This window comes from Priestia abyssalis, assembly GCF_002019595.1.
GTDB classification, from domain to species: Bacteria; Bacillota; Bacilli; order Bacillales; family Bacillaceae_H; genus Bacillus_BA; species Bacillus_BA abyssalis.
On sequence record NZ_KV917369.1, the window covers coordinates 5,024,496 to 5,045,367 of the forward strand.

At 41.3% G+C, this 20,872-nt stretch carries 19 protein-coding genes, 1 riboswitch and 1 other annotated feature; of the genes, 9 read left to right on the forward strand and 10 right to left on the reverse strand.

Annotation, left to right across the window (positions count from 1 at the left end; genetic code table 11):
- Window positions 1–207 precede the first annotated feature (207 nt).
- The 5 genes from leuS to BK575_RS24050 form a co-directional block, all read right to left on the reverse strand.
- Window positions 208–2,622: a leucine--tRNA ligase gene (gene leuS, locus BK575_RS24030; protein WP_078414086.1), complete on the reverse strand. Its 2,415-nt coding sequence runs from the start codon at window positions 2,620–2,622 to the stop codon at window positions 208–210.
- 97 nt (window positions 2,623–2,719) lie between these two features.
- Window positions 2,720–2,943 (reverse strand) — a binding site (T-box leader).
- A gap of 180 nt (window positions 2,944–3,123) precedes the next feature.
- Window positions 3,124–4,446, reverse strand: a complete 1,323-nt coding sequence (locus tag BK575_RS24035; protein WP_078414087.1) for a GntP family permease — start codon at window positions 4,444–4,446, stop codon at window positions 3,124–3,126.
- 314 nt (window positions 4,447–4,760) lie between these two features.
- Window positions 4,761–5,957, reverse strand: coding sequence for an MDR family MFS transporter (locus BK575_RS24040; RefSeq protein WP_078414088.1), 1,197 nt, complete (start codon window positions 5,955–5,957; stop codon window positions 4,761–4,763).
- A 236-nt stretch (window positions 5,958–6,193) separates the two neighbouring features.
- Window positions 6,194–6,358 carry a glycogen biosynthesis protein GlgD gene (locus BK575_RS24045; protein ID WP_078414089.1) on the reverse strand — a complete coding sequence of 55 codons (165 nt, stop codon included), beginning with the start codon at window positions 6,356–6,358 and terminating at the stop codon, window positions 6,194–6,196.
- Between the two features lie 17 nt (window positions 6,359–6,375).
- Window positions 6,376–6,639 (reverse strand): YtzC family protein, encoded by a 264-nt coding sequence (locus BK575_RS24050; RefSeq protein ID WP_078414090.1) that lies wholly within the window; start codon window positions 6,637–6,639, stop codon window positions 6,376–6,378.
- A gap of 211 nt (window positions 6,640–6,850) precedes the next feature.
- Here BK575_RS24050 and BK575_RS24055 point away from each other — a divergent pair, with 211 nt between their 5' ends.
- Window positions 6,851–7,816, forward strand: a complete 966-nt coding sequence (locus BK575_RS24055) for a tRNA modification radical SAM protein MnmL/YtqA (protein WP_078414091.1) — start codon at window positions 6,851–6,853, stop codon at window positions 7,814–7,816.
- Window positions 7,813–8,388, forward strand: a complete 576-nt coding sequence (locus BK575_RS24060) for a tRNA 5-(aminomethyl)-2-thiouridylate-methyltransferase MnmM (protein ID WP_078414092.1) — start codon at window positions 7,813–7,815, stop codon at window positions 8,386–8,388. The genes BK575_RS24055 and BK575_RS24060 overlap by 4 nt, the downstream gene beginning before the upstream one ends.
- Window positions 8,389–8,435: 47 nt before the next feature.
- Here BK575_RS24060 and BK575_RS24065 read toward each other — a convergent pair whose 3' ends face one another.
- Both BK575_RS24065 and BK575_RS24070 read right to left on the reverse strand, forming a co-directional pair.
- The gene (locus BK575_RS24065) at window positions 8,436–9,500 is read right to left on the reverse strand and encodes a tetraprenyl-beta-curcumene synthase family protein (protein WP_078414093.1); all 1,065 of its coding nucleotides are present in this window, start codon (window positions 9,498–9,500) and stop codon (window positions 8,436–8,438) included.
- 78 nt (window positions 9,501–9,578) lie between these two features.
- Window positions 9,579–10,355 (reverse strand): alpha/beta hydrolase, encoded by a 777-nt coding sequence (locus BK575_RS24070; RefSeq protein WP_078414094.1) that lies wholly within the window; start codon window positions 10,353–10,355, stop codon window positions 9,579–9,581.
- A 110-nt stretch (window positions 10,356–10,465) separates the two neighbouring features.
- Here BK575_RS24070 and BK575_RS24075 point away from each other — a divergent pair, with 110 nt between their 5' ends.
- The 3 genes from BK575_RS24075 to BK575_RS24085 all read left to right on the forward strand — a co-directional run bounded on the left by BK575_RS24075 (window position 10,466) and on the right by BK575_RS24085 (window position 12,959).
- Entirely contained in the window at window positions 10,466–10,981 is a 516-nt protein-coding gene (locus BK575_RS24075; RefSeq protein ID WP_078414095.1) for a gamma carbonic anhydrase, read from the forward strand.
- A gap of 271 nt (window positions 10,982–11,252) precedes the next feature.
- Entirely contained in the window at window positions 11,253–11,774 is a 522-nt protein-coding gene (locus BK575_RS24080) for a phosphatase PAP2 family protein (protein ID WP_078414096.1), read from the forward strand.
- A 39-nt stretch (window positions 11,775–11,813) separates the two neighbouring features.
- Complete coding sequence (locus BK575_RS24085) at window positions 11,814–12,959, forward strand: glycosyltransferase family 4 protein (RefSeq protein WP_078414097.1); 1,146 nt, start codon at window positions 11,814–11,816, stop codon at window positions 12,957–12,959.
- A gap of 259 nt (window positions 12,960–13,218) precedes the next feature.
- On the opposite strand, the gene metK is transcribed toward BK575_RS24085, so the two are convergent.
- The gene (gene metK / locus BK575_RS24090; RefSeq protein ID WP_078414098.1) at window positions 13,219–14,418 is read right to left on the reverse strand and encodes a methionine adenosyltransferase; all 1,200 of its coding nucleotides are present in this window, start codon (window positions 14,416–14,418) and stop codon (window positions 13,219–13,221) included.
- Window positions 14,419–14,565: 147 nt separating this feature from the next.
- A riboswitch (SAM riboswitch) is annotated at window positions 14,566–14,690 on the reverse strand.
- Window positions 14,691–15,120: 430 nt separating this feature from the next.
- On the opposite strand from metK, the gene pckA reads away from it, so the two are divergent.
- On the forward strand, window positions 15,121–16,707 hold the full coding sequence (gene pckA / locus BK575_RS24095) for a phosphoenolpyruvate carboxykinase (ATP) (RefSeq protein WP_078414099.1): 1,587 nt from the start codon (window positions 15,121–15,123) through the stop codon (window positions 16,705–16,707).
- A 164-nt stretch (window positions 16,708–16,871) separates the two neighbouring features.
- Here pckA and BK575_RS24100 read toward each other — a convergent pair whose 3' ends face one another.
- Window positions 16,872–17,114 carry a DUF2584 domain-containing protein gene (locus BK575_RS24100; protein ID WP_078414100.1) on the reverse strand — a complete coding sequence of 81 codons (243 nt, stop codon included), beginning with the start codon at window positions 17,112–17,114 and terminating at the stop codon, window positions 16,872–16,874.
- Between the two features lie 148 nt (window positions 17,115–17,262).
- Window positions 17,263–18,045: an alpha/beta hydrolase family protein gene (locus tag BK575_RS24105; RefSeq protein WP_078414101.1), complete on the reverse strand. Its 783-nt coding sequence runs from the start codon at window positions 18,043–18,045 to the stop codon at window positions 17,263–17,265.
- Window positions 18,046–18,272: 227 nt separating this feature from the next.
- Between BK575_RS24105 and BK575_RS24110 the strand changes: the two genes are divergently transcribed.
- The 3 genes from BK575_RS24110 to BK575_RS24120 are packed head-to-tail and all read left to right on the forward strand — an operon-like array spanning window position 18,273 to window position 20,848.
- The gene (locus tag BK575_RS24110; protein ID WP_078414102.1) at window positions 18,273–19,274 is read left to right on the forward strand and encodes an ABC transporter substrate-binding protein; all 1,002 of its coding nucleotides are present in this window, start codon (window positions 18,273–18,275) and stop codon (window positions 19,272–19,274) included.
- Between the two features lie 13 nt (window positions 19,275–19,287).
- Window positions 19,288–20,067 carry an ABC transporter ATP-binding protein gene (locus BK575_RS24115; RefSeq protein WP_078414103.1) on the forward strand — a complete coding sequence of 260 codons (780 nt, stop codon included), beginning with the start codon at window positions 19,288–19,290 and terminating at the stop codon, window positions 20,065–20,067.
- Window positions 20,039–20,848 (forward strand): ABC transporter permease, encoded by an 810-nt coding sequence (locus BK575_RS24120; protein ID WP_078414104.1) that lies wholly within the window; start codon window positions 20,039–20,041, stop codon window positions 20,846–20,848. The genes BK575_RS24115 and BK575_RS24120 overlap by 29 nt, the downstream gene beginning before the upstream one ends.
- The last annotated feature ends 24 nt before the right edge of the window (window positions 20,849–20,872 follow it).

Consider the following 20,872-nt stretch of genomic DNA (forward strand, 5'->3'; position numbering starts at 1 on the left):
GCAATGAAAAAGCCTGCTATCCATTATTAGGACCAGCAAGCTTTTTAATTATTATATACATTCCCATTAATAAATCAACACACCTTTATTTCACCGAGAGATATTCGCAATCGGTCATTCAGACAACTTGAATGTGCCCTCAAAGGCTAGAAGATTCAATATGACCGTTCTTTGGTCATGTTGAATCTTCTAAATCGATCTATATAGTTAGTTTGCTACAATGTTTACTAACTTGCCGGGAACGGCAATCACTTTACGGATTGTTTTCCCTTCAATTTGCTGCTGAACACTTTCATCAGCCATTGCAATCTCTTCCATTTGTTCTTTGGAAGCTTTCGGTGAAATATTTAATTTCGTACGAACTTTCCCATTCACTTGCACAACGATTTCAACCTTATCTTCTACAAGTTTCGCTTCATCATACGCAGGCCATGCTTCATATGAAATCGTTTCACTATGGCCCAGTTTTGCCCAAAGTTCTTCTGCAATGTGAGGACAAATTGGTGACAAAATCTTTACGAACCCTTCAACAAATGGTTTCGGCAATACTTCGGCTTTATATGCATCATTGATAAAGACCATTAATTGAGAGATACCTGTATTGAAACGAAGTCCCTCATAATCTTCTGTCACTTTTTTAACGGTTTGATGATACACGCGTTCCAATGAAGTATCACTGCTCTCTTGGATCTTGTCACTCAGTGTACCGTCTTCATTGACAAACAAACGCCAAACGCGATCTAAGAAGCGACGGGAACCATCCAATCCTTTCGTTGACCATGCAATTGATGCTTCAAGAGGCCCCATGAACATTTCGTACAAACGAAGCGTATCCGCGCCGTGGCTTTCTACGATGTCATCCGGATTAACGACATTTCCTTTTGATTTACTCATTTTTTCATTATTTTCACCAAGAATCATGCCTTGGTTGAATAATTTTTGGAATGGCTCCTTAGTCGGTACAACACCAATGTCGTACAAAAACTTATGCCAGAAACGGGCATACAATAAGTGAAGCACTGCATGCTCCGCTCCACCGATATAAATATCAACCGGTAACCATTGCTTCAATTTTTCAGGGTCTGCAAGCTGTTCACTGTTGTGCGGATCAATGTAACGTAAATAGTACCAGCAGCTTCCGCCCCATTGCGGCATTGTATTCGTTTCGCGGCGGCCTTTTTTGCCGGTTACCGGATCAACTACATTTACCCATTCTTCAACGTTTGCAAGCGGTGATTCTCCTGTACCCGAAGGACGGATATCATCTGTTTGCGGAAGCACTAACGGAAGCTCTTCCTCAGGCACTGCGGTCATTGTACCGTCTTCCCAATGAATAACTGGAATCGGCTCGCCCCAATAACGCTGACGGCTGAACAACCAGTCGCGAAGACGGTACGTTACCTTTTTCTCGCCCGCTTTGTTTTCTTCCAGCCATTCAATCATTTTTGTGATTGCTTCTTCTTTGTTTAAGCCGTTCAAGAATTCGGAGTTTACATGCCCGCCGTCTCCTGTGTAAGCTTCCTTGGAAACGTCACCGCCCGCCACAACTTCCTTAATTGGCAATTCGAATTTCTTCGCGAATTCGTAGTCGCGCTCATCGTGCGCCGGCACCGCCATAATTGCGCCTGTACCATAGCTTGCAAGCACATAATCCGCAATCCAAATCGGCATTTTCTCGCCGTTCACCGGATTGACAGCATAAGCGCCTGTGAACACACCTGTTTTATCCTTCGCCAAATCTGTACGCTCTAAATCGCTCTTCGTTTTCACTTGATCTAAGTAAGCTTCAACAGCCGCTTTTTGTTCCCCCGTTGTAATTTTCCCAACAAGTGCATGCTCAGGTGCCAATACAGAGTATGTCGCGCCGAATAACGTATCAGGACGCGTCGTGAATACTGTATATGTTTCGTCTGTTCCATCTACCTTGAAATGTACCTCGGCCCCTTCGGAACGTCCAATCCAGTTACGTTGCATCTCCTTTAAGCTCTCAGGCCAATCCAGTTCTTCCAAATCTTCCAATAAGCGATCAGCGTACGCCGTGATTTTTAATACCCATTGCTTCATCGGACGGCGTTCAACCGGATGACCGCCGCGCTCGCTCTTTCCGTCAATTACTTCTTCGTTCGCCAATACTGTGCCAAGTGCCGGGCACCAGTTCACTGCTACTTCATCGACGTAAGCTAAGCCTTTTTCATATAATTTTAAGAAAATCCATTGTGTCCACTTGTAGTAATTCGGGTCTGTTGTGTTCACTTCACGATCCCAATCGTAAGAGAAGCCCAATGCCTTAATTTGATTGCGGAACGTATTGATGTTTTTTTCTGTGAATTCTGCAGGATCATTTCCTGTATCAAGCGCATATTGCTCAGCAGGCAGCCCGAATGCATCCCATCCCATCGGATGAAGTACATTGTATCCTTGCATACGTTTCATACGGGATAAAATATCCGTTGCTGTATAGCCTTCCGGATGTCCTACATGAAGACCTGCACCTGATGGATAAGGAAACATATCTAACGCATAAAACTTGCGTTTACCTTCATCTTCTGTCGTTTTAAACGTTTTATTATTCTCCCAATACAATTGCCATTTTTTCTCAATCTCTTGATGAATAAAAGCCATGAATTGTCCTCCTCACTTCATTTTCACTTTTTAAGCCTATAAAGTCATATACTCTCATTCTAGACAGTTTGACCCAAATAAAAAACCTCCCGTCCCAAAAAGGGACGAGAGGATTCTTTCATCTTCCCGCGGTACCACCCACATTAGTGCTTAACATATGCACTCGCTTAAACCCCTTAACGCAGGCAATACGGCAAACATTACTTTATTTCACATTTGCAACTCCAAGGTGAGTTCATGAACGCTCGTTTGTTGACTCGCACCAACCGTCAACTCTCTTCGCTCGTTTCGTTCATTACTAATCCTTTTCAAGGTTATTAAATCATTGATTGTTCACTTTCATTCTAAATAATATGATAAAAAACTTCAAGTCGTGGAGAAAAATTTATGTGGAATATAAGCTTTTTGAGGATCTATAATACAAAACCCTGACAGCTCGGCATCAGAAAGCCAGACGGTCAGGGGTAAAAGTTTCTTCTTAATAAATCGACTTCTATACCATTAAAGACCTAGACCAAACGAGAATAATACAATGGCCAAAATGACACCTATTAATGGAACAATGACCGTCATGGCCCCTACTGCACCGTAAGCATCTTGATGTGACTCTCCGCATATTCCGCGGATGGTTGTTACAACATATCCATTATGCGGAAGAGAGTCTAAGCATCCCGATGAAATGGAAACGACACGGTGCAACGCTTCTGGATTAACGCCCATATCCATATAGTGAGGAGCCAGAAGCGGTAAAGCAATGGCTTGCCCGCCTGATGCGGAACCCGTAAGTCCGGCAATGGCACTGACAGCGATAGCTCCGCCAATTAATGGACTTCCCGGAATGCTTGTCATCGCATCCACCGCGACTTGGAAGGCCGGAACTCCTTTCGCCACCCCGCCAAATCCAACCACAGCAGCTGTGTTACCTATCGCGACCAACGCACCTAATGTTCCTTCCGAGACGGCATTCCAATAATTTCTGAAATACTTCCAATTAATTAAAGTCGTCGCAAGAACCCCGCCCAACAAGGCAATAATGAGTGCGGATTGCTTTAATGAATCATGGAAGACAAAAGAGACGACTAATACAACCAACAAAGGAATTAAGCTCAAAATTGGATTTGGAAGCTGACTGTCATCAACCGCGGCTGGATCGTTCTGACGAGCTGTAAAACGTTCTCCCCTCGCAACCGCTTTTGCCACCATGCGTTTTAACCACCAATAACCGAATACCGCCATTACGATTGCTACAATCAAACTGACTTCCCAACCTGCATAAGGTGTTGTTCCTAAATACTCAATTGGAATCCAGTTTTGAATCTCAGGTGATCCTGCAGATGTCATCGTAAACGTAACAGACCCGAATGCAAGTGCAGCCGGAATGAACCTTCTTGGTAAATCGGCTTGTTTAAACAAACTGACTGCCATCGGATATACAGAAAACGCTACAACGAACAAGCTGACACCGCCATATGTTAAAACGGCACAAGCTAATACAACGGCCAATACAGCCCGTTTCATCCCAAGCTTATCGACAACCCATTTTGATACCGAGTCAGCAGCACCGCTGTCCTCCATAACCTTTCCAAAAATAGCTCCCAGCAAGAACATTAAATACCACGCCGTTACAAAGCTTGAAAAACCAGTCATATAGTTTCCGACAAAATTCGCTTCCCCTTCTCCCACAAGCTGCGGAAAAAGCGGCATCCCTCCCAAAACAGCCACCAGTAAAGCGCATAGAGGTCCTGCAACTAATAAGTTCATTCCCCTCATCGTTAAAAAGATGAGTAAAGCAAGTCCCCCAATCAATCCGATCATGCTTAACATCTTTTCTCCCCCTTTTTCTTACCCAACAAGGAAAACGCTTTCATAAAAATAAAAGTAGTATTTCCTCCCATGGTTGTCTTCCCTGCCTATCATTATATTATTTTAGTAATAGTCAGTAAATTCTTATTTTTTCATTTTTTGTTGCGTGCAAATATATAATAAAATTTCACTCAGGTAAGGAATTTACCTCCTGTTAATAAGACTAAAAAAACATATAAAGAAAAATAGCCACCCTTTCGAAGGGATGGCTATTTTTCTTTCTGTTCTTTTCTAAAGACCCAGAACATGAGGAAGTTGACGAAAACAGTTCTTCATTAAGACACGGCTCCAGCAGCCATGTCCAAATGCTTTGCTTTATTCAATTTCCGATTGTAAGCGATTGTTGTAAACATGGAAATGACTAAAAAGCCGATCAGTACATAAAATAATATATTCATGTTATAGTAATCGGCTAAAATCCCGCCAATTAGAGGCCCTATCATTCTCCCTCCTGTTGCCGTACTGTTTACCACTCCTTGATAAAACCCTTCTCTCCCTTTCGGCGCCAGCACACTGGCAATTGTTGGAACTGCCGGCCAAACAAACATCTCTCCAATTGTAAGAACAATCATCGCCGCAAGAAAATGCGAGAACTGCTGCGCAACCGATATAATGGCAAATGAAGCTATGAAGATGGTGATCCCTAAAAGGATTTGTACTTTTAACGTTTTGGCTGCCACTTTAATGAAAGCATTGATCATTGGCTGCCCTAGTACAATAATCAATCCATTGATGGTCCAAAGGAAGCTATATTGTTTTAACGAGATATGGAGTTCCTGAGTGTAGACGGAAATCGTTGAAGCCCATTGAGAGTATGCTACCCAGCATAATAAATAACCGCCGCAAAGCGTTAGCAAAGCTTGAAATTTAGCCTTGTTTTGTACAAGAGACATTTCGTCGAGCACACTGACTTGTTTGGCTTTTTCAGCAGACATTTTATGATAAGAAAAAACCGCAATCAAGAAAAAAACCACATACATAACAGCATTGGCAATAAAAATATACGAAAAGGAATAAGAGGCTACAAGACCGCCGAGAGCTGAACCGAGAGCCACTCCTGCATTTTGAGCAACATACAGGGCATTAAACGCTTTTCTTCCACCTTCGGGCCATACTGTTCCTCCCATTGCATACATGGCAGGAAAAACAATACCTGATCCCAGACCAATGACGACAAGCAAGAATATGTACAGAGGCCACTCCTGAAAGAAGACGAGGGTGATTAAGGCAGATAAAGTAATAAGAATTCCCAATAAAATGGATTTATAGCCGCCAATCTTATCAAATAGCACTCCGCCGAGCAAATTTCCGATCACGCTTGCGCCAGCATTGAGCATTAATACAATACCCGCCATCGATAACGATTTACCTAAGTGATCATGAATGTAAATCGTATTTAAAGGCCATAAAAAAGAAGCTCCCGTTACGTTGATAAGCATCCCCATTACTAAGAGCCATAATGAACGAGGCATAAAGCAGGCACCTCCTTTATATTTTTCGGATGAATCCCCACACATGGTGTTGATACACACCCATATTTTGAAAATCGTAAATTTCGAGTTCCAAAATAAATTGTATGACCTTCCTCTCCATTTGGCAATACAAAGGAAAAACTTTATTTTTTCAAAAAATAAAGACCGATAAAATGGCATTAAAAGAGATGTCGCTAAGACTAAAACATGAAAGAAAGCAGCCTGTTGGCTGCTTTTTAGCGGTCGGGACGTTGTTTGGAGCGGATTGGTTGTGCCTTATGACTATTGTTCTTCTTTAATTCTTTTACTGGATCGACGTCTCTTCCCAACTCGATATCATTATTATTAATGCCATTTTTCGTTTTTTGCTCAGGGTTATTTTGCTTGGAACGCTTTTTCATTCGTTTTCTCTCCCCTTTTAACGATCTTCCAAAATCATTTCATTTTGCAAATTTTGAACTTGCAAACGCATGCGGTATAACTGATCTCGTTGCTGGGCATTGGCACTATGAGAAAACTCTTCAAGTTCCTTATAAGCATTCTCTAATCCTTGTTGTGCTTTTACATATTCACTTTCATTATAGTGCTCCTGCTTTTGACCTTCCGCTAGTTGATCTTTTGCAAATCGAATTGAATCTTCGCATTGTTGTAAAAGTTTATCAACAGATTGACGAGTTGTCATATTTTTCCCTCCAAATGATTGATGCGCAATGTTTCCTTACTAATGGAAGTTTCCTTTGTAGTTTGCCTCAACCCTCCCGAAACATTCCCACCCAGTTTTTTCACTCTTTTTCTATTTGGAAGCATTTATGATTTTTGATACAATTGTTTGATGTATCTCATTTATTCAGAATACATTCCACATACCTTGAGTATTAAAGGAGGTTACTGACGTGAATCAGTTGAACCCATTTCCATATGCAACAGACGATAAACGTTACCATACATGGAATTATCATTTACGCAAAACATTTGGACATAAAGTATTTAAGGTTGCGCTCGACGGAGGATTTGATTGCCCTAACCGTGACGGGACCGTCGCTCACGGCGGATGTACATTTTGCAGTGCAGCAGGTTCCGGGGACTTTGCAGGCAATCGGGCGGATGACCTTGTGACACAATTTACCGATATTAAAGATAAAATGCATAAAAAATGGAAAGATGGAAAGTATCTTGCTTATTTTCAAGCATTCACGAACACTCATGCCCCTGTAGAAGTACTTCGGGTAAAATACGAATCGGTCATGAATTTAGAAGGAGTGGTAGGCCTTTCAATCGCTACGCGTCCAGATTGCCTTCCTGATGATGTCGTGGAATATTTAGCGGAATTGAATGAACGAACTTATCTTTGGGTGGAACTTGGCCTCCAAACCGTCCATGAACGCACAGCTCTCCTCATTAATCGTGCCCATGATTATGAATGTTATGTAGAGGGAGTCGCCAAATTAAGAAAGCACGGAATTCGTGTATGTTCTCATCTGATCAACGGTTTGCCGCTGGAAACACCTGAAATGATGATGGAAACAGCCCGTGCCATTTCGGAATTGGATGTACAAGGAATCAAACTGCATCTTCTTCATTTATTAAAAGGGACGCCAATGGTCAAACAATATGAAAAGGGCCTGCTTGAGTTTCTCTCTTTCGAAGACTACGTAAACCTTATCTGTGATCAATTAGAGATTTTGCCTCCTGAGATGGTCGTTCATCGTATTACAGGCGACGGACCGATTGATTTGATGATCGGGCCGATGTGGAGCGTAAAAAAATGGGATGTATTAAACGCAATTGATGCAGAAATGAAAAAACGAAACAGCTATCAAGGAAAATATTACAAGAAAAAGGAAGTACAATTCGTATGAAACTAGAACGTATTTTGCCTTTCGCTCGAACCCTTTTGCAAAAAGCAGTGAATGAAGGTGACATCGCCGTCGATGCGACGATCGGAAATGGACATGATACCGTATTGCTAGCGGAACTTGTCGGCGAAACGGGGCATGTGTATGGGTTCGATATTCAACAACAAGCGTTAGAAAATACAAGACAAAAATTGAAGGAAAAACAATTAGATGATCGTGTAACCTTGTTCCATAAAAGCCACAGTCACTTACGTGAAGTGCTCCCTCCAACCCCCTCACAGCAAGTTACCGCTGCCATCTTTAACTTGGGATATTTACCTGGAGGAGATAAAAATATCGTCACAAAAGCTGACTCCACTATTGAAGCAATTAATCAGATGATTAACGTAATGGCTCCAGAAGGAATTATTGTACTTGTGATTTATCATGGCCATCCCGAAGGAGCCTTAGAACGTGATCAGTTATTGCAATATGTCACGGGACTTGATCAACAAAAGGTTCACGTTTTACAATACAAATTCATGAATCAGCAAAATAACCCTCCCTTTATTATAGCCATTGAAAAGCGGGCATAAAAACAGGTGAAATAATTGGCGATGGGCTTTTTCTTACCCATGGCCGATTATTTCACCTTGCTTAATTTCCGATAAAGCCTTCCGTTCATATAAAAAAAGTAGCTTAATGACCCGCCTGCTTTTATGAGCTTTTTGGCCACCTGTCTTACGTTTTCTTGTTTAGCGACTTTTTCATCTGATAAATAAATCCCTAAAAGTCCTCGATTAATAAAACGATGGAACCGCTCATTCGGCAGCCCTTGAATATGTCGATCTGCTTCCTTTACAAAATGATAAAACCTTCCCACCATCACTTCATCATGAGGATAATAAAAACAGAAATTCAGATCTCCACCTTCTCTATCCTCTTCTTGATCAATAAAATAATCCAATAAAATATGCAGCCCCTGAATATAAGGAAAATAGCCTTTCCTGATTTTTTCTGCTTCCGCTCTCGTAAACCCTTCCTGGAAAGCATAAGCAACTAAACAAAATATCCCAAGTGTGGAGCCTGAACATGCTGAAAACTCATACCATTCCATCTCCGGCAATCCCTGCTTATGGGAAGCAAACCATTTCTCAAGCCTTGGAACCCGTTCTTCCTTTGTTACATGCTTATGTACTTGCAAATCACAATAATAATCCGCCAGCTCCAATAAATAATCCGCAATATAAGGATAATGGACGAGCTCTCCCAGTACCTCTTGACACGTATTGACTAACTCATGCAAGTATCCTCCATCGTTTCGGTCCTCCCGAAAACGATAATAATCCTGCAAAGGAGCACGGGGCTGCAGTGCATGCAGCATTGATTCATGCAGAGCGGCAAAGTCTTCCGCATCCAATGATGTACTTCGGTCGCATAAATTATCTAAGTAATCGCTGATGGTTTGATACGCCACGATAAAACGAACGCAAGCCTGCCTTTTTTCTTTCGCAAGAATCGATAGAATGGCACCGCCTTCACAGTGAAACGTTTTAGTCTCAATACTGGCTAATGCTTGTTTACGCAGCTCTTCATTGGGAATGGATTCCGCATATGCTCGCCAGCGATTTAATTCTTCATGTACAGCCGGAAGCACATCTCGATAAATCATTTTCATCAATGACAGCGGGTGCGAAGGAATTTTCATCTTTTCACCACCTTTCTTCTAATTTACCCCATTTCTTTCTACCTTAACATTTACCTTCCTATTGATGGACGTTTCACTTTATAAATGCAGCTCAACAAAACTTTTTGCGTAAAGAAACACTTCTTCCTTTTCTGGCTCATTAAAAATTTCATGATAAAGTTCAGGCCATTCTTTATAAATCTTTTCACTAAGCTCCAATTCATCAAACCATTGTCTGACATGCTGTTTCTCCACTACTTTGTCATCGCCTGCCTGCATCACTAATAATGGAATATCAGGCAGCTTTTCTATATTTTTAAAAGCCAAATTCATGGCATGCATAAATTCCCGATACCACCGTACAGAGACTTTCGTGACGTATAAAGAGTCATTTTCATCCTGCTCCCGCATCTCTTTATTGCGCGTCACTTTGTCCGCCGCCAAATGCGAATCAAATAACATGCCTGGAAACACTTTATTGAGTCCCTTGGATAAAATGTCCATATAAGCTGGGGGGTATTCTGTTAACCCGAGTGCCGGAGAGGAAAGAATGACGCCCCAAATCGGCAGGTTTTTTTCCTGCAGCGTTCGAATGACAGAGAGGCCTCCCATACTGTGCCCCAATAAAAAAATCGGAAGATCATATTTCTGCGCTTCCTTCACCCATGTCTCAACCGCTTCAATATATTCATCAAACGAAGCAATATGCCCGCGTCTTCTTGTGGTTAATCCTTGCCCGGGAAGATCGCCCATAATGACGTGCAGCCCGATAGAACGCCACATTTCGATAAGCCACCGATACCGCCCATGATGCTCAGCCGCCCCATGAACCATCACCATGACTCCTCTCGGGTATTCAGCTTCCCATTTCCACATATACCGATCTTCCTTTCCATTTCCATATTTACGACTTAGAAAAAAGTTTGTACACTTACATTAGAATATTTACGCTTGTTTTTCAACTTACATGAGAGGATGAAAGAAAAATGATTTATGAGTATGAAGGAAAAAAACCAAACATTGCCGCGACGGCTTTTATTGCAGACTACGTAACCATCAGCGGAGATGTTGAAATCGGAGAAGAAAGCAGCATTTGGTTTAACACGGTTATTAGAGGAGATATCGCTCCTACCATCATTGGAGACCGTGTCAACATTCAAGATCAATCCACGCTTCATCAAAGCCCAAACCGCCCGCTAATCATTGAAGATGACGTATCAGTTGGGCATCAAGTTATTCTCCACAGCTCTATTATAAGAAAAAACGCTCTAATAGGCATGGGATCCATCATATTGGACGGGGCCGAGGTTGGGGAAGGGGCATTTATCGGTGCTGGAAGCCTCGTCCCTCCAGGAAAAAAAATTCCGCCCCATACCCTTGCTGTAGGGCGTCCCGCTAAAGTCGTAAGAGAATTGACTGAAGCAGACCGCCAAGAAATGGCCCGTATACGCCGAAGCTATGTCGAAAAAGGACAGTATTACAAGTCCCTGCAAAAAGGCTGAGTCAGATGACTGACACGCCTAAATAGTACATTTTGAATCCATGGAAAAACTGATTTTTTTAGATGAAAGGCCCCGTCACAAAATCCTTGATTTTACTGGATTGTTATGATGGGGCCTTTCCCGAGGATGACCCAAAGGGCTGATTTTCGCCCTTTGGGTCATCCTCTTTGTAAATATTCTTGTTGTTTTTTTTACATAAATTTATTACTGCCTCCACAATTGCTCTTTAAAATGAATGTTAAAGACAGTCTAAAAGGAGCTTACACGACTTATGCCAAAAATTGTTCGCCATCTCTATGATTTTGAGTGTCAAGTGTTTAAAATGATTAATCAACACTTCGACCGCAAATGGCTAAACGTTTATTTTCGAATCATCACTCACTTTGGCAGTGCAAGTTTTACGATTTCTTTTGTGCTGCTGATGCTATTTACACCAAATCCCCTCCAAGCTACTGCTTTGGCAAGCGGGGCTGCTCTAGCCATCAGCCACATACCCGTGGCTTTGGTCAAAAAATTGTATCCTCGCAAACGTCCTTATATGAAGCTGGTGGGAACGAAAGTATTAGATAATCCACTTCAAGATCACTCTTTTCCCTCTGGGCATACAACAGCTGCCTTTTCAGTCCTCATCCCTTTCATGTGCTATTATCCTGCAGGCGCCTTTTGGCTGTTTCCGCTTGCATGCAGTGTAGGCATTTCAAGGGTTTATCTGGGACTTCATTATCCTACCGATGTATTGGCCGGCATGATGCTCGGAACCTCTGCAGGAGTTTTATCATTTATTTTTCTTTGAATACCCGGAAAGTAAACTTGAAAACACAGGGGGGATACAATGAAAATCGCTTTATTCACAGACACTTTCACACCTGATGTAAACGGTGTCGCTAATACGTTGAAACGATTTACGGATCATTTGAAAACGAAAAATATACCTTTTCGTGTATTTGCTCCAGAAGGCACAAATGATGATTTATTCTCTGCTAATATTCACCGTTTTGCCAGCCTGCCTTTTTTCTTGTATCCGGAATGCCGCTTGGCCTTGCCCAATATGCTGAAAATCAAAGCGAGCCTTCAAGCTTTTCAGCCTGATATTATTCATGTGGCAACCCCCTTTAACATGGGGCTTTGCGGTTTGCATTATGCAAAAAAAATGAACATTCCTATCGTAGGTTCTTACCACACAGACTTCGATCAATATTTAAAATACTACGACCTAGAAATTCTATCCTCCTTACTTTGGAAATATATGAATTGGTTCCATCAATCATTAAGATGCATTTTCGTTCCTTCTCCATCAACAAAAGAGCAACTGCAGCGACAAGGATTTACAAACGTTTCTATTTGGTCGAGAGGCGTCGACGCCGCTTTATTTCAACCCTATTATGACCGCTTTGATGTTCGAATCAAATACAATATTAAACGCCCATATATTTTGACATATGCGGGTCGGCTTGCTCCCGAGAAAAATCTGGATTTATTGATGAAAATTGCACAATCCCTGCCAGCCCATATTAAACATCAAACACATTGGATTATTGTCGGAGACGGGCCTTTGAAAGAAGAATTACAGAAAAAGTCACTTAAACATATGACTTTTACGGGTTTTCTGAACAAAGAACAACTTGCGAACGTATATGCAGCTTCTGATTTATTTGTTTTCCCATCTGCAACTGAAACATTCGGAAATGTCGTGTTAGAATCTTTAGCATCCGGTACTCCCGCTATAGCAGCAAATGCAGGTGGTGTCAAACATATCATCCAACATGATAGAACAGGTTATTTATGTGATCCTGACTCCGTTTCACAATTTGTACACTATATCACCTTTTGTTTAGAAAACCTGCATAAACGCATACAACTTGGTCATCAGGCCAGACAATATGCTTTAACCCAAACATGGGAAACCATTTTTGACGGCTTACTGTCTCAATATGAAGCAGCACTCGGCCAACAAACGGATTCCATTCAATTGGCTTAATGTTCCTGGCTATATAAAACAAAAAAATCCAATCTGAAGGGACTGGATTTTTGTCCTATATGAATCCAAGTTAGCTGTTTAACATTTTTTATCGTTACTTACTCTCTCCGTCCGTCTTTTTGTTTTTCCACCTTGAATAAGCGTGCAAAGGTTCTCATATAAGGGGTTGGGAGGAACCCGCAAGGGAGCTTTCCAACCCCTTATGCATAAATAAATGGAGATGGGCAAATAGCGCCCATCTCCATTTATTTATGTGGATTTACATATTAGCTTGTGTTTTTAATGCTTCTGCTTTATCTGTACGCTCCCATGGAACATCAAGATCATTACGGCCGAAGTGACCATAAGCAGCTGTTTGCTTATAAATCGGACGACGTAAGTCAAGCATATTGATGATTCCTGCTGGACGTAAGTCAAAGTTTTTACTCACTAAGTCCACTAATACATCTTCAGATACTTTACCGGTACCGAATGTATCAACAGAAATAGAAACTGGTTTAGCCACACCGATTGCGTACGCTAATTGCACTTCACACTTATCGGCTAAGCCGGCTGCTACGATGTTTTTCGCAACATAGCGTGCAGCATAAGCAGCAGAGCGGTCTACTTTTGTAGGATCCTTACCAGAGAATGCACCGCCTCCGTGACGTGCATAACCACCATAAGTATCTACGATGATTTTACGGCCTGTTAAACCAGCATCACCTTGAGGACCTCCGATTACGAAACGTCCTGTTGGGTTGATGAAGTACTTTGTATCGGCATCGATTAATTCCGCTGGAACAACTGGATTAATGACATGCTCTTTAAGATTGCGTTGGATTTGCTCTAATGTAATTTCAGGATGATGCTGAGTTGAAATAACGATTGTATCGATACGAACCGGTTGACCGTTTTCATCATATTCTACTGTTACTTGTGTTTTTCCGTCCGGGCGAAGGTATGGCAAAATCTCTTCTTTGCGCACTTCTGTTAAACGGCGTGCAAGTTTATGTGCTAATGAAATTGGAAGAGGCATAAGTTCTTTTGTTTCGTTACAAGCATAACCAAACATTAAACCTTGGTCACCCGCTCCGATTGCCTCGATTTCTTCGTCTGTCATCTGACCTTCACGAGCCTCTAACGCTTGGTCTACACCCATTGCAATATCAGCTGATTGCTCATCAATTGATGTTAACACTGCACAAGTTTCAGCATCAAAGCCGTATTTTGCACGAGTGTACCCGATTTCACGAACCGTTTCGCGAACAATTTTCGGAATGTCTACATATGTAGAAGTTGTAATCTCGCCACTCACTAATACTAAACCTGTTGTAACAGATGTTTCACAAGCAACACGTGCGTTAGCATCTTTCGCTAAAATCGCATCAAGGATTGAGTCAGAGATTTGGTCACAAATTTTATCCGGATGGCCTTCTGTTACTGACTCAGATGTAAATAAACGACGTTTTGTTGACATCAGTATTCCTCCTTTTAATTAAAAACAAACAAGATACGGTACTCATTCCCTTATTATTCATAAAACTAATCGATTTTATCGAAATAAAAATATAAAAAACCTTTCCTTATCATGAGGAAAGGTTTGTACGTTCACTAGCGCCTTTCACTCTTATCGATCAAGGGCAAGAGCCTTGCATCAGGTTAGCACCTTATCGCCGCTGATTATTGCTATGTATGGCGATGGTTGCTGGGTTTCATAGGGCCTGTCCCTCCACCAGCTCGGGATAAGAGAGTATCCGTTCAAGGACATATCATACCGTAAAACGTCGAAACATGTCAACTAATTCTTCATAAAAAGTTTGGCAAAGATTTAGTTACATCATTTATATAATTAAGAAATTAAGTTAAACCTATTATGTAAAAATACACTTATGTTCTTAGCATTAAACCTATTTAAACATCCTGAATTTTCCCTCAAAGGTTCACCTAAGCGGATGCTGCCAACCCCCAGCATCCGCTTAGGTCTAGAGCCAGGGAAATGGTTAAAGAACAACCATTTCCCTGGCTCTAGATCGATATATGTTGTCCATTTCTACATTATATATGAACATTTATCTCCAAATAGTATAGACTATATTTATAAATGTGTTATACTATTTTATGAGATTACTAATCGAATACTTAAATAAATAAACTTTAAATAAAAAGGATGGTATTAAATATGAGCATAGTGGATGTTTCAAATGAATTAAACGAACTTCTTCAGTTACCGACAATTCATCATAATTTATCCGTACCTCAACTGGTTGAAAAAGTATTGTCCCGCGGTGAAGGTCAATTGACTGCTTCCGGTGCTGTTCGTGCGGAAACAGGGAAATATACCGGGCGTTCTCCGGAAGATAAGTTTATTGTGGAAGAAACATCTACTAAAGGAAAAGTGGATTGGGGAAAAGTCAATAAGCCTTTTTCTCCTGAAAAATTCGATGCACTCTATAAAAAAGTATTATCTTACTTAAAAGAACAAGGAGAAGTATTCTTATTCAACGGTTATGCAGGAGCAGACTCAAAATATCGTTTACCAATTCGAGTTATCAATGAATACGCATGGCATAACTTATTTGCTCATCAATTATTCATTCGTCCTGCAGAAGAAGAACTTGCTGCCCATGAAGCAGAGTTTACAGTCATTTCTGCTCCTAATTTTAAAGCAGACCCGGCAGTGGATGGAACCAATTCGGAAACATTTATCATTATCTCTTTTGAGCGTAAAGTCGTTTTAATCGGCGGTACGGAATACGCTGGAGAGATGAAAAAATCTATCTTCTCTGTTATGAATTACCTACTTCCTGAAAACGACATCTTACCGATGCATTGCTCTGCTAACGTTGGGCAAGAAGGAGACGTGGCTCTATTTTTTGGTCTTTCCGGCACAGGAAAAACAACGCTGTCAGCTGATCCGAATCGACGTTTAATTGGAGATGATGAGCATGGCTGGTCAAACTCTGGTGTGTTTAACATCGAGGGCGGATGCTATGCAAAATGTATTAATTTATCAAAAGAGAAAGAGCCGCAAATTTATAATGCCATCCGTTTTGGAGCGGTGCTGGAAAACGTTGTCCTTGATCATGACAGCCGCCTTCCTGATTACGATGATAATTCGCTAACAGAAAATACGCGTGCGGCATATCCGTTACAAGCGATTGACAATATCGTAGATCCTAGTGTGGCAGGTCACCCTACAACTATTGTCTTTTTGACAGCTGATGCATTTGGTGTTCTTCCTCCAATCAGTAAATTGTCAAAAGAACAGGCTATGTACCATTTCTTAAGCGGCTATACGAGCAAACTGGCTGGTACTGAGCGTGGAGTGACTTCTCCACAGGCTACTTTCTCTACATGCTTCGGCTCTCCATTCCTTCCGCTTCCTGCTACGACATATGCAGAGATGCTTGGAAAGAAAATTGACGAGCACAATGTAAACGTGTACCTTGTGAACACAGGATGGACTGGCGGAGAATACGGCGTTGGCCAACGCATGAAATTAGCGTACACAAGAGCAATGGTTCAAGCGGCTCTTGAGGGAGACTTGACAAATATCGAAACGATCCAAGATCCAATCTTTGGATTAGCTATTCCTGCGCACGTTCCAGGAGTACCAGATGAAGTGTTGCAGCCATCTAAAACGTGGGCCAACCAAGATGATTTTGAACAAAAAGCAAAAGAGCTTGCTCAAAAGTTTAATGACAATTTCAAAAAATTCTCGAATGTTTCAGAGGATATCGTCAAGTTAGGCGGACCTTTAGTATAAAGGACACCTCCATCCTTACGATGACCGCTTGATTCAAGAAATGTATATAATATTATCTTAACTATTTTCAAATCAAATGAAGCGTTATGGAAAACCCATAACGCTTCATTTCATGGGTGAGAGTAAACGGGAAGGGACCCTTTCCGTTTACTCTCACCCTTTATTTAATTAGTTGAATTTAATGAGATTAACTCGTACTCAAGAACGGTTTTTTCACTAGAAAGCTCTATTTTTCGAATGAGCGCTGTACCTGTGCGCTCGCCCTTTTTCGTTTTGCGGACTTCAAGGGGGATATCCAATGGATAAAGACGATACCCATCTTTTTCCAACTTAAATACATTCTCTTCTACACGTTTTTCTTTCCCTTTTGTCACAATCATCGTATTCAATTCAAGAGGCATACCCATTCTGTCTACTTCCTTCCTTACATATATTTATCCCTCATTAACGGGCAGTAAACCCCCACCGATGGAAGTTTCCTTTATCATCTATTATAACGCTTTGCCTTATGACGGTCTCCTTACTTTTTCATTTTGAAGAAATGGAATATATCGATTAACGGCTTTTCATCCATTCAGTCAACCTTTTCACCGTCTCGCGATTTTGAGCAGGCGGGAAATAGTGGGTAAATCCATCAAAATACCATGCCGTTACGTCTTTTTCTAATTCTTTTAATCGTTTCTCCAGTTTATAAGCGTGATCTACTGATACATTTTGATCTCTTTTTCCATGAATCAGAAGAACAGGTACTCTTACCTCTTCTAATTCGTATAAAGGAGTTCGCCATTTATAACGGTCGGGGTATTTTTGCGGCGTCCCCCCAATTACCCTCTTCATCATCCGGCGTAAATCCCTTCGTTCTTCATATGTCAGCACCATATCTGTCACTCCTCCCCATAAAACGAGAGAACGAATATCAGAAGTCAGAATGGACGTAAAAAGAGCCATGACCCCGCCGCGTGAAAATCCAAAAACATGAATTCGATTCTTGTTCACTTTCGGGTGAGCAGACAATAGGTCAAGAGCGGCAAGTGCATCATATCTGTCTTCACCTGCAAAATCCTCGTTTCCGTCTCCCCCTTGATTCCCTCTATAGAAAGGAGCCATCACCACGAAACCTTCGGACGCAAATTGAACAATTCGCCCTACCCGAACCATTCCTACATTTTTAATTCCCCCCCGCAAATATAAAAAGCCATCATAGCAACCGGGCTGCTTCGGCTCCGCTAACAAGCCTTTAATTTTTAATCCATTACACATATATGTAACGATATGTAATTCAATATTGGGGTTTGGTGAAGGAAAGCGCTGCTTTTTTATAATCAATTCACTTTGCATAATTAATCTCCCTTACATATTACGGCATTATCACTAGCTGCATTTCTATTTTATTATCCGCTGTTGCTCTCTTTTCAAACAACCAGTTTCCGGTTTCTTCCGTCCTAATATTTTTTAATCTAGACCGACAGCCCCCACTGATGGAAGTTTCCTTTATAGGTATTCACACAAATTCGCCTCTTTTCATACTTTACTCATAGGCAACTAACACATAGGAGGTATATTGCATGAAAAGAAAAGGAAAATGGCTGCTGACAGCACTGATGGTTTTCGGTCTTCTTTTTCCCCTTGTTGCATGCGGAAAAAAAGAAGCCGTACAAACGATTCGTGTCGGAGAAGTAACACACTCACTGTTTTATGCGCCACAATACGTAGCTATTTCAGAAGGCTTTTTTGAAGAAGAAGGATTGAAAGTGGATTTGAAAACCACTTGGGGCGGAGATAAAACCATGACCGCTTTATTGTCAGATGGAATTGACGTCGCTTTAGTCGGTTCTGAAACGTCCATTTACGTTTATGCTCAAGGTGCCAATGATCCGGTCATTAACTTCGCCCAATTAACACAAACAGACGGCACTTTTTTAGTTTCACGAAATGAAGTCGACAATTTCACATGGGATCAATTGAAAGGAACGACCTTCCTCGGTCAACGTAAAGGCGGCATGCCTCAAATGGTAGGAGAATTTGTCCTGAAAAAACACGGAATTAATCCACAGCAAGATTTAACGTTAATCCAAAACGTCGATTTTGCCAACATTGCTAATGCCTTTGCATCAGGTACGGGAGATTATGTTCAACTATTCGAGCCAACCGCCAGCATTTTCGAAAAAGAAGGGAAAGGCCATATCGTTGCTTCGTTCGGAGAAGAATCAGGTCATGTACCTTATACAACATTCATGTCCAAAAAAAGCTTCTTAAAAGAGAATCCGGAGGCTGCAGAAAAATTTACTCGCGCCATCTATAAAGCTCAGCAATGGGTGGATTCTCACAGTGCTGAGGAAATTGCCCAATCCATCCAAGATGAATTTAAAGATACACCGATTGATATTATCGAAACGGTTATTGAACGTTATAAATCTCAAGAATCATTTGCAGTAAATCCTGTGTTGGATGAAAACGAATGGGAAAATTTACAAAACATCATGGACGAAGCCGGAGAACTTCCAAAAGAAGTATCCCATGAAACACTGGTCAACACCGCCATTTCAGAAAAAATCATGAGTGAGTGAGGAGGAGACAGAGATGGCAACATTGCGGATTCATCGAGTGAATCATACGTATTTTACGAAAAAATCCGCTACTACTGCCTTAGAGGATATTAGTTTAACGATTGAAGAGGGAGAATTTGTTTCATTTCTTGGACCGAGCGGATGCGGAAAAACAACCTTGCTCTCCATAATCGCAGGACTCATTCCACCAACAAAAGGCACCGTCACATTAGGCGGAAAAAACATTCATCTAACCAAACCAAGAATTGGCTATATGTTTCAACAAGACTACTTGTTTCCCTGGAAGACCATTAAAGAAAACATTACAATCGGGTTGAAAATGATGGATGAATGGACAGAAGAAAAGGAAGAACAAGCATTACACCTATTGGAATATATTGGTTTGAAGGGGGTAGACTCTCATTATCCCCGTCAACTTTCAGGCGGTATGCGCCAGCGTGCTTCCCTTGTCCGTACACTGGCAATCGACCCTCATATTTTGCTGCTGGATGAACCATTTTCTGCACTGGACTTTCAAACAAAGCTGAAACTGGAGGAACTTGTTTCCCGTACATTAAGATCTTTTGGTAAAACGGCTTTATTGGTCACTCACGATATTGGAGAAGCTATTGCCATGAGTGATCGTATTTTTCTTTTTTCAGCTAGGCCTGGAAGAATCGCCAAAACCTTTATGGTTCCACAAGAACTAAGATCTCTTTCCCCTTTAGATGTTAGACAGCATTCCTCCTATCACTCTTTGTTTCAGCGAATATGGAAGGAGCTTGATGAACTTGAAACCAAAGCAGTCCATTAACCTCCTTCACAAACAATATTTAGACCGAATAAAGAAAGAAAAAAGAATTACTTTCTTATGGCAGCTTTTTCTTTTTCTCTGCTTTTTTATTAGCTGGGAAGTTGCCTCTACTAAACAGTGGATCGATCCCCTCATCTTCAGTTCACCATCTAAAATTGGCAATCTTTTTTTACAGAAAGCAGCAGATGGTTCCCTTCTTGAACATGTAGGGATAACGTTGTTCGAAACACTTTTGGGCTTTTTATTAGGGACGGTTGCGGGAATTGCCCTTGCAGCATTGCTGTGGTGGTCCCCTCGTCTCGCTAAGGTATTGGATCCCTATCTTGTTATTTTGAACGCCATGCCTAAAGTAGCATTGGGGCCTATCTTAATCGTCGCCATTGGTCCGGGATTTTTCTCCATCTTAACAATGGGAGCGATTATCTCCGTTATTATTACGACCATCGTTGTGTATACGTCTTTTAAAGAAGTGGATCCTAACTATCTAAAGCTGCTGCAAACGTTCGGAGCAACAAGAAACCAATGTTTTAAGGAAGCTGTCCTTCCAGCATCCTTTCCTGCCATCATTTCAACCTTCAAGGTAAATGTCGGTTTATCATGGGTAGGCGTCATTGTAGGCGAGTTTCTCGTCTCAGGCAAGGGATTGGGCTATATGATTATCTATGGATTCCAAGTATTCAATTTTACTCTTGTCCTTTTAAGCCTCATTCTCATCGCCGTATTTGCTACCATTATGTATCAGCTCGTTGCATACGTTGAAAAAAAGCTTATTAAAGACTAGTAAGAAAGGGTAACACAAAGCGGG

Bases quoted from the DNA above. Each gene is read 5' to 3' on its own strand.
- BK575_RS24060 (WP_078414092.1), top strand. From the start codon at position 7,813: ATGAAACTAGAACGTATTTTGCCTTTCGCTCGAACCCTTTTGCAAAAA.
- BK575_RS24045 (WP_078414089.1), bottom strand. From the start codon at position 6,358: ATGAAAAAGCGTTCCAAGCAAAATAACCCTGAGCAAAAAACGAAAAAT.
- BK575_RS24040 (WP_078414088.1), bottom strand. From the start codon at position 5,957: ATGCCTCGTTCATTATGGCTCTTAGTAATGGGGATGCTTATCAACGTA.
- BK575_RS24070 (WP_078414094.1), bottom strand. From the start codon at position 10,355: ATGTGGAAATGGGAAGCTGAATACCCGAGAGGAGTCATGGTGATGGTT.
- metK (WP_078414098.1), bottom strand. From the start codon at position 14,418: ATGTCAACAAAACGTCGTTTATTTACATCTGAGTCAGTAACAGAAGGC.
- BK575_RS24065 (WP_078414093.1), bottom strand. From the start codon at position 9,500: ATGAAAATTCCTTCGCACCCGCTGTCATTGATGAAAATGATTTATCGA.
- BK575_RS24085 (WP_078414097.1), top strand. From the start codon at position 11,814: ATGAAAATCGCTTTATTCACAGACACTTTCACACCTGATGTAAACGGT.
- BK575_RS24110 (WP_078414102.1), top strand. From the start codon at position 18,273: ATGAAAAGAAAAGGAAAATGGCTGCTGACAGCACTGATGGTTTTCGGT.
- leuS (WP_078414086.1), bottom strand. From the start codon at position 2,622: ATGGCTTTTATTCATCAAGAGATTGAGAAAAAATGGCAATTGTATTGG.
- BK575_RS24050 (WP_078414090.1), bottom strand. From the start codon at position 6,639: ATGACAACTCGTCAATCTGTTGATAAACTTTTACAACAATGCGAAGAT.
- BK575_RS24035 (WP_078414087.1), bottom strand. From the start codon at position 4,446: ATGTTAAGCATGATCGGATTGATTGGGGGACTTGCTTTACTCATCTTT.
- pckA (WP_078414099.1), top strand. From the start codon at position 15,121: ATGAGCATAGTGGATGTTTCAAATGAATTAAACGAACTTCTTCAGTTA.
- BK575_RS24120 (WP_078414104.1), top strand. From the start codon at position 20,039: ATGAACTTGAAACCAAAGCAGTCCATTAACCTCCTTCACAAACAATAT.
- BK575_RS24100 (WP_078414100.1), bottom strand. From the start codon at position 17,114: ATGGGTATGCCTCTTGAATTGAATACGATGATTGTGACAAAAGGGAAA.
- BK575_RS24105 (WP_078414101.1), bottom strand. From the start codon at position 18,045: ATGCAAAGTGAATTGATTATAAAAAAGCAGCGCTTTCCTTCACCAAAC.
- BK575_RS24080 (WP_078414096.1), top strand. From the start codon at position 11,253: ATGCCAAAAATTGTTCGCCATCTCTATGATTTTGAGTGTCAAGTGTTT.
- BK575_RS24075 (WP_078414095.1), top strand. From the start codon at position 10,466: ATGATTTATGAGTATGAAGGAAAAAAACCAAACATTGCCGCGACGGCT.
- BK575_RS24115 (WP_078414103.1), top strand. From the start codon at position 19,288: ATGGCAACATTGCGGATTCATCGAGTGAATCATACGTATTTTACGAAA.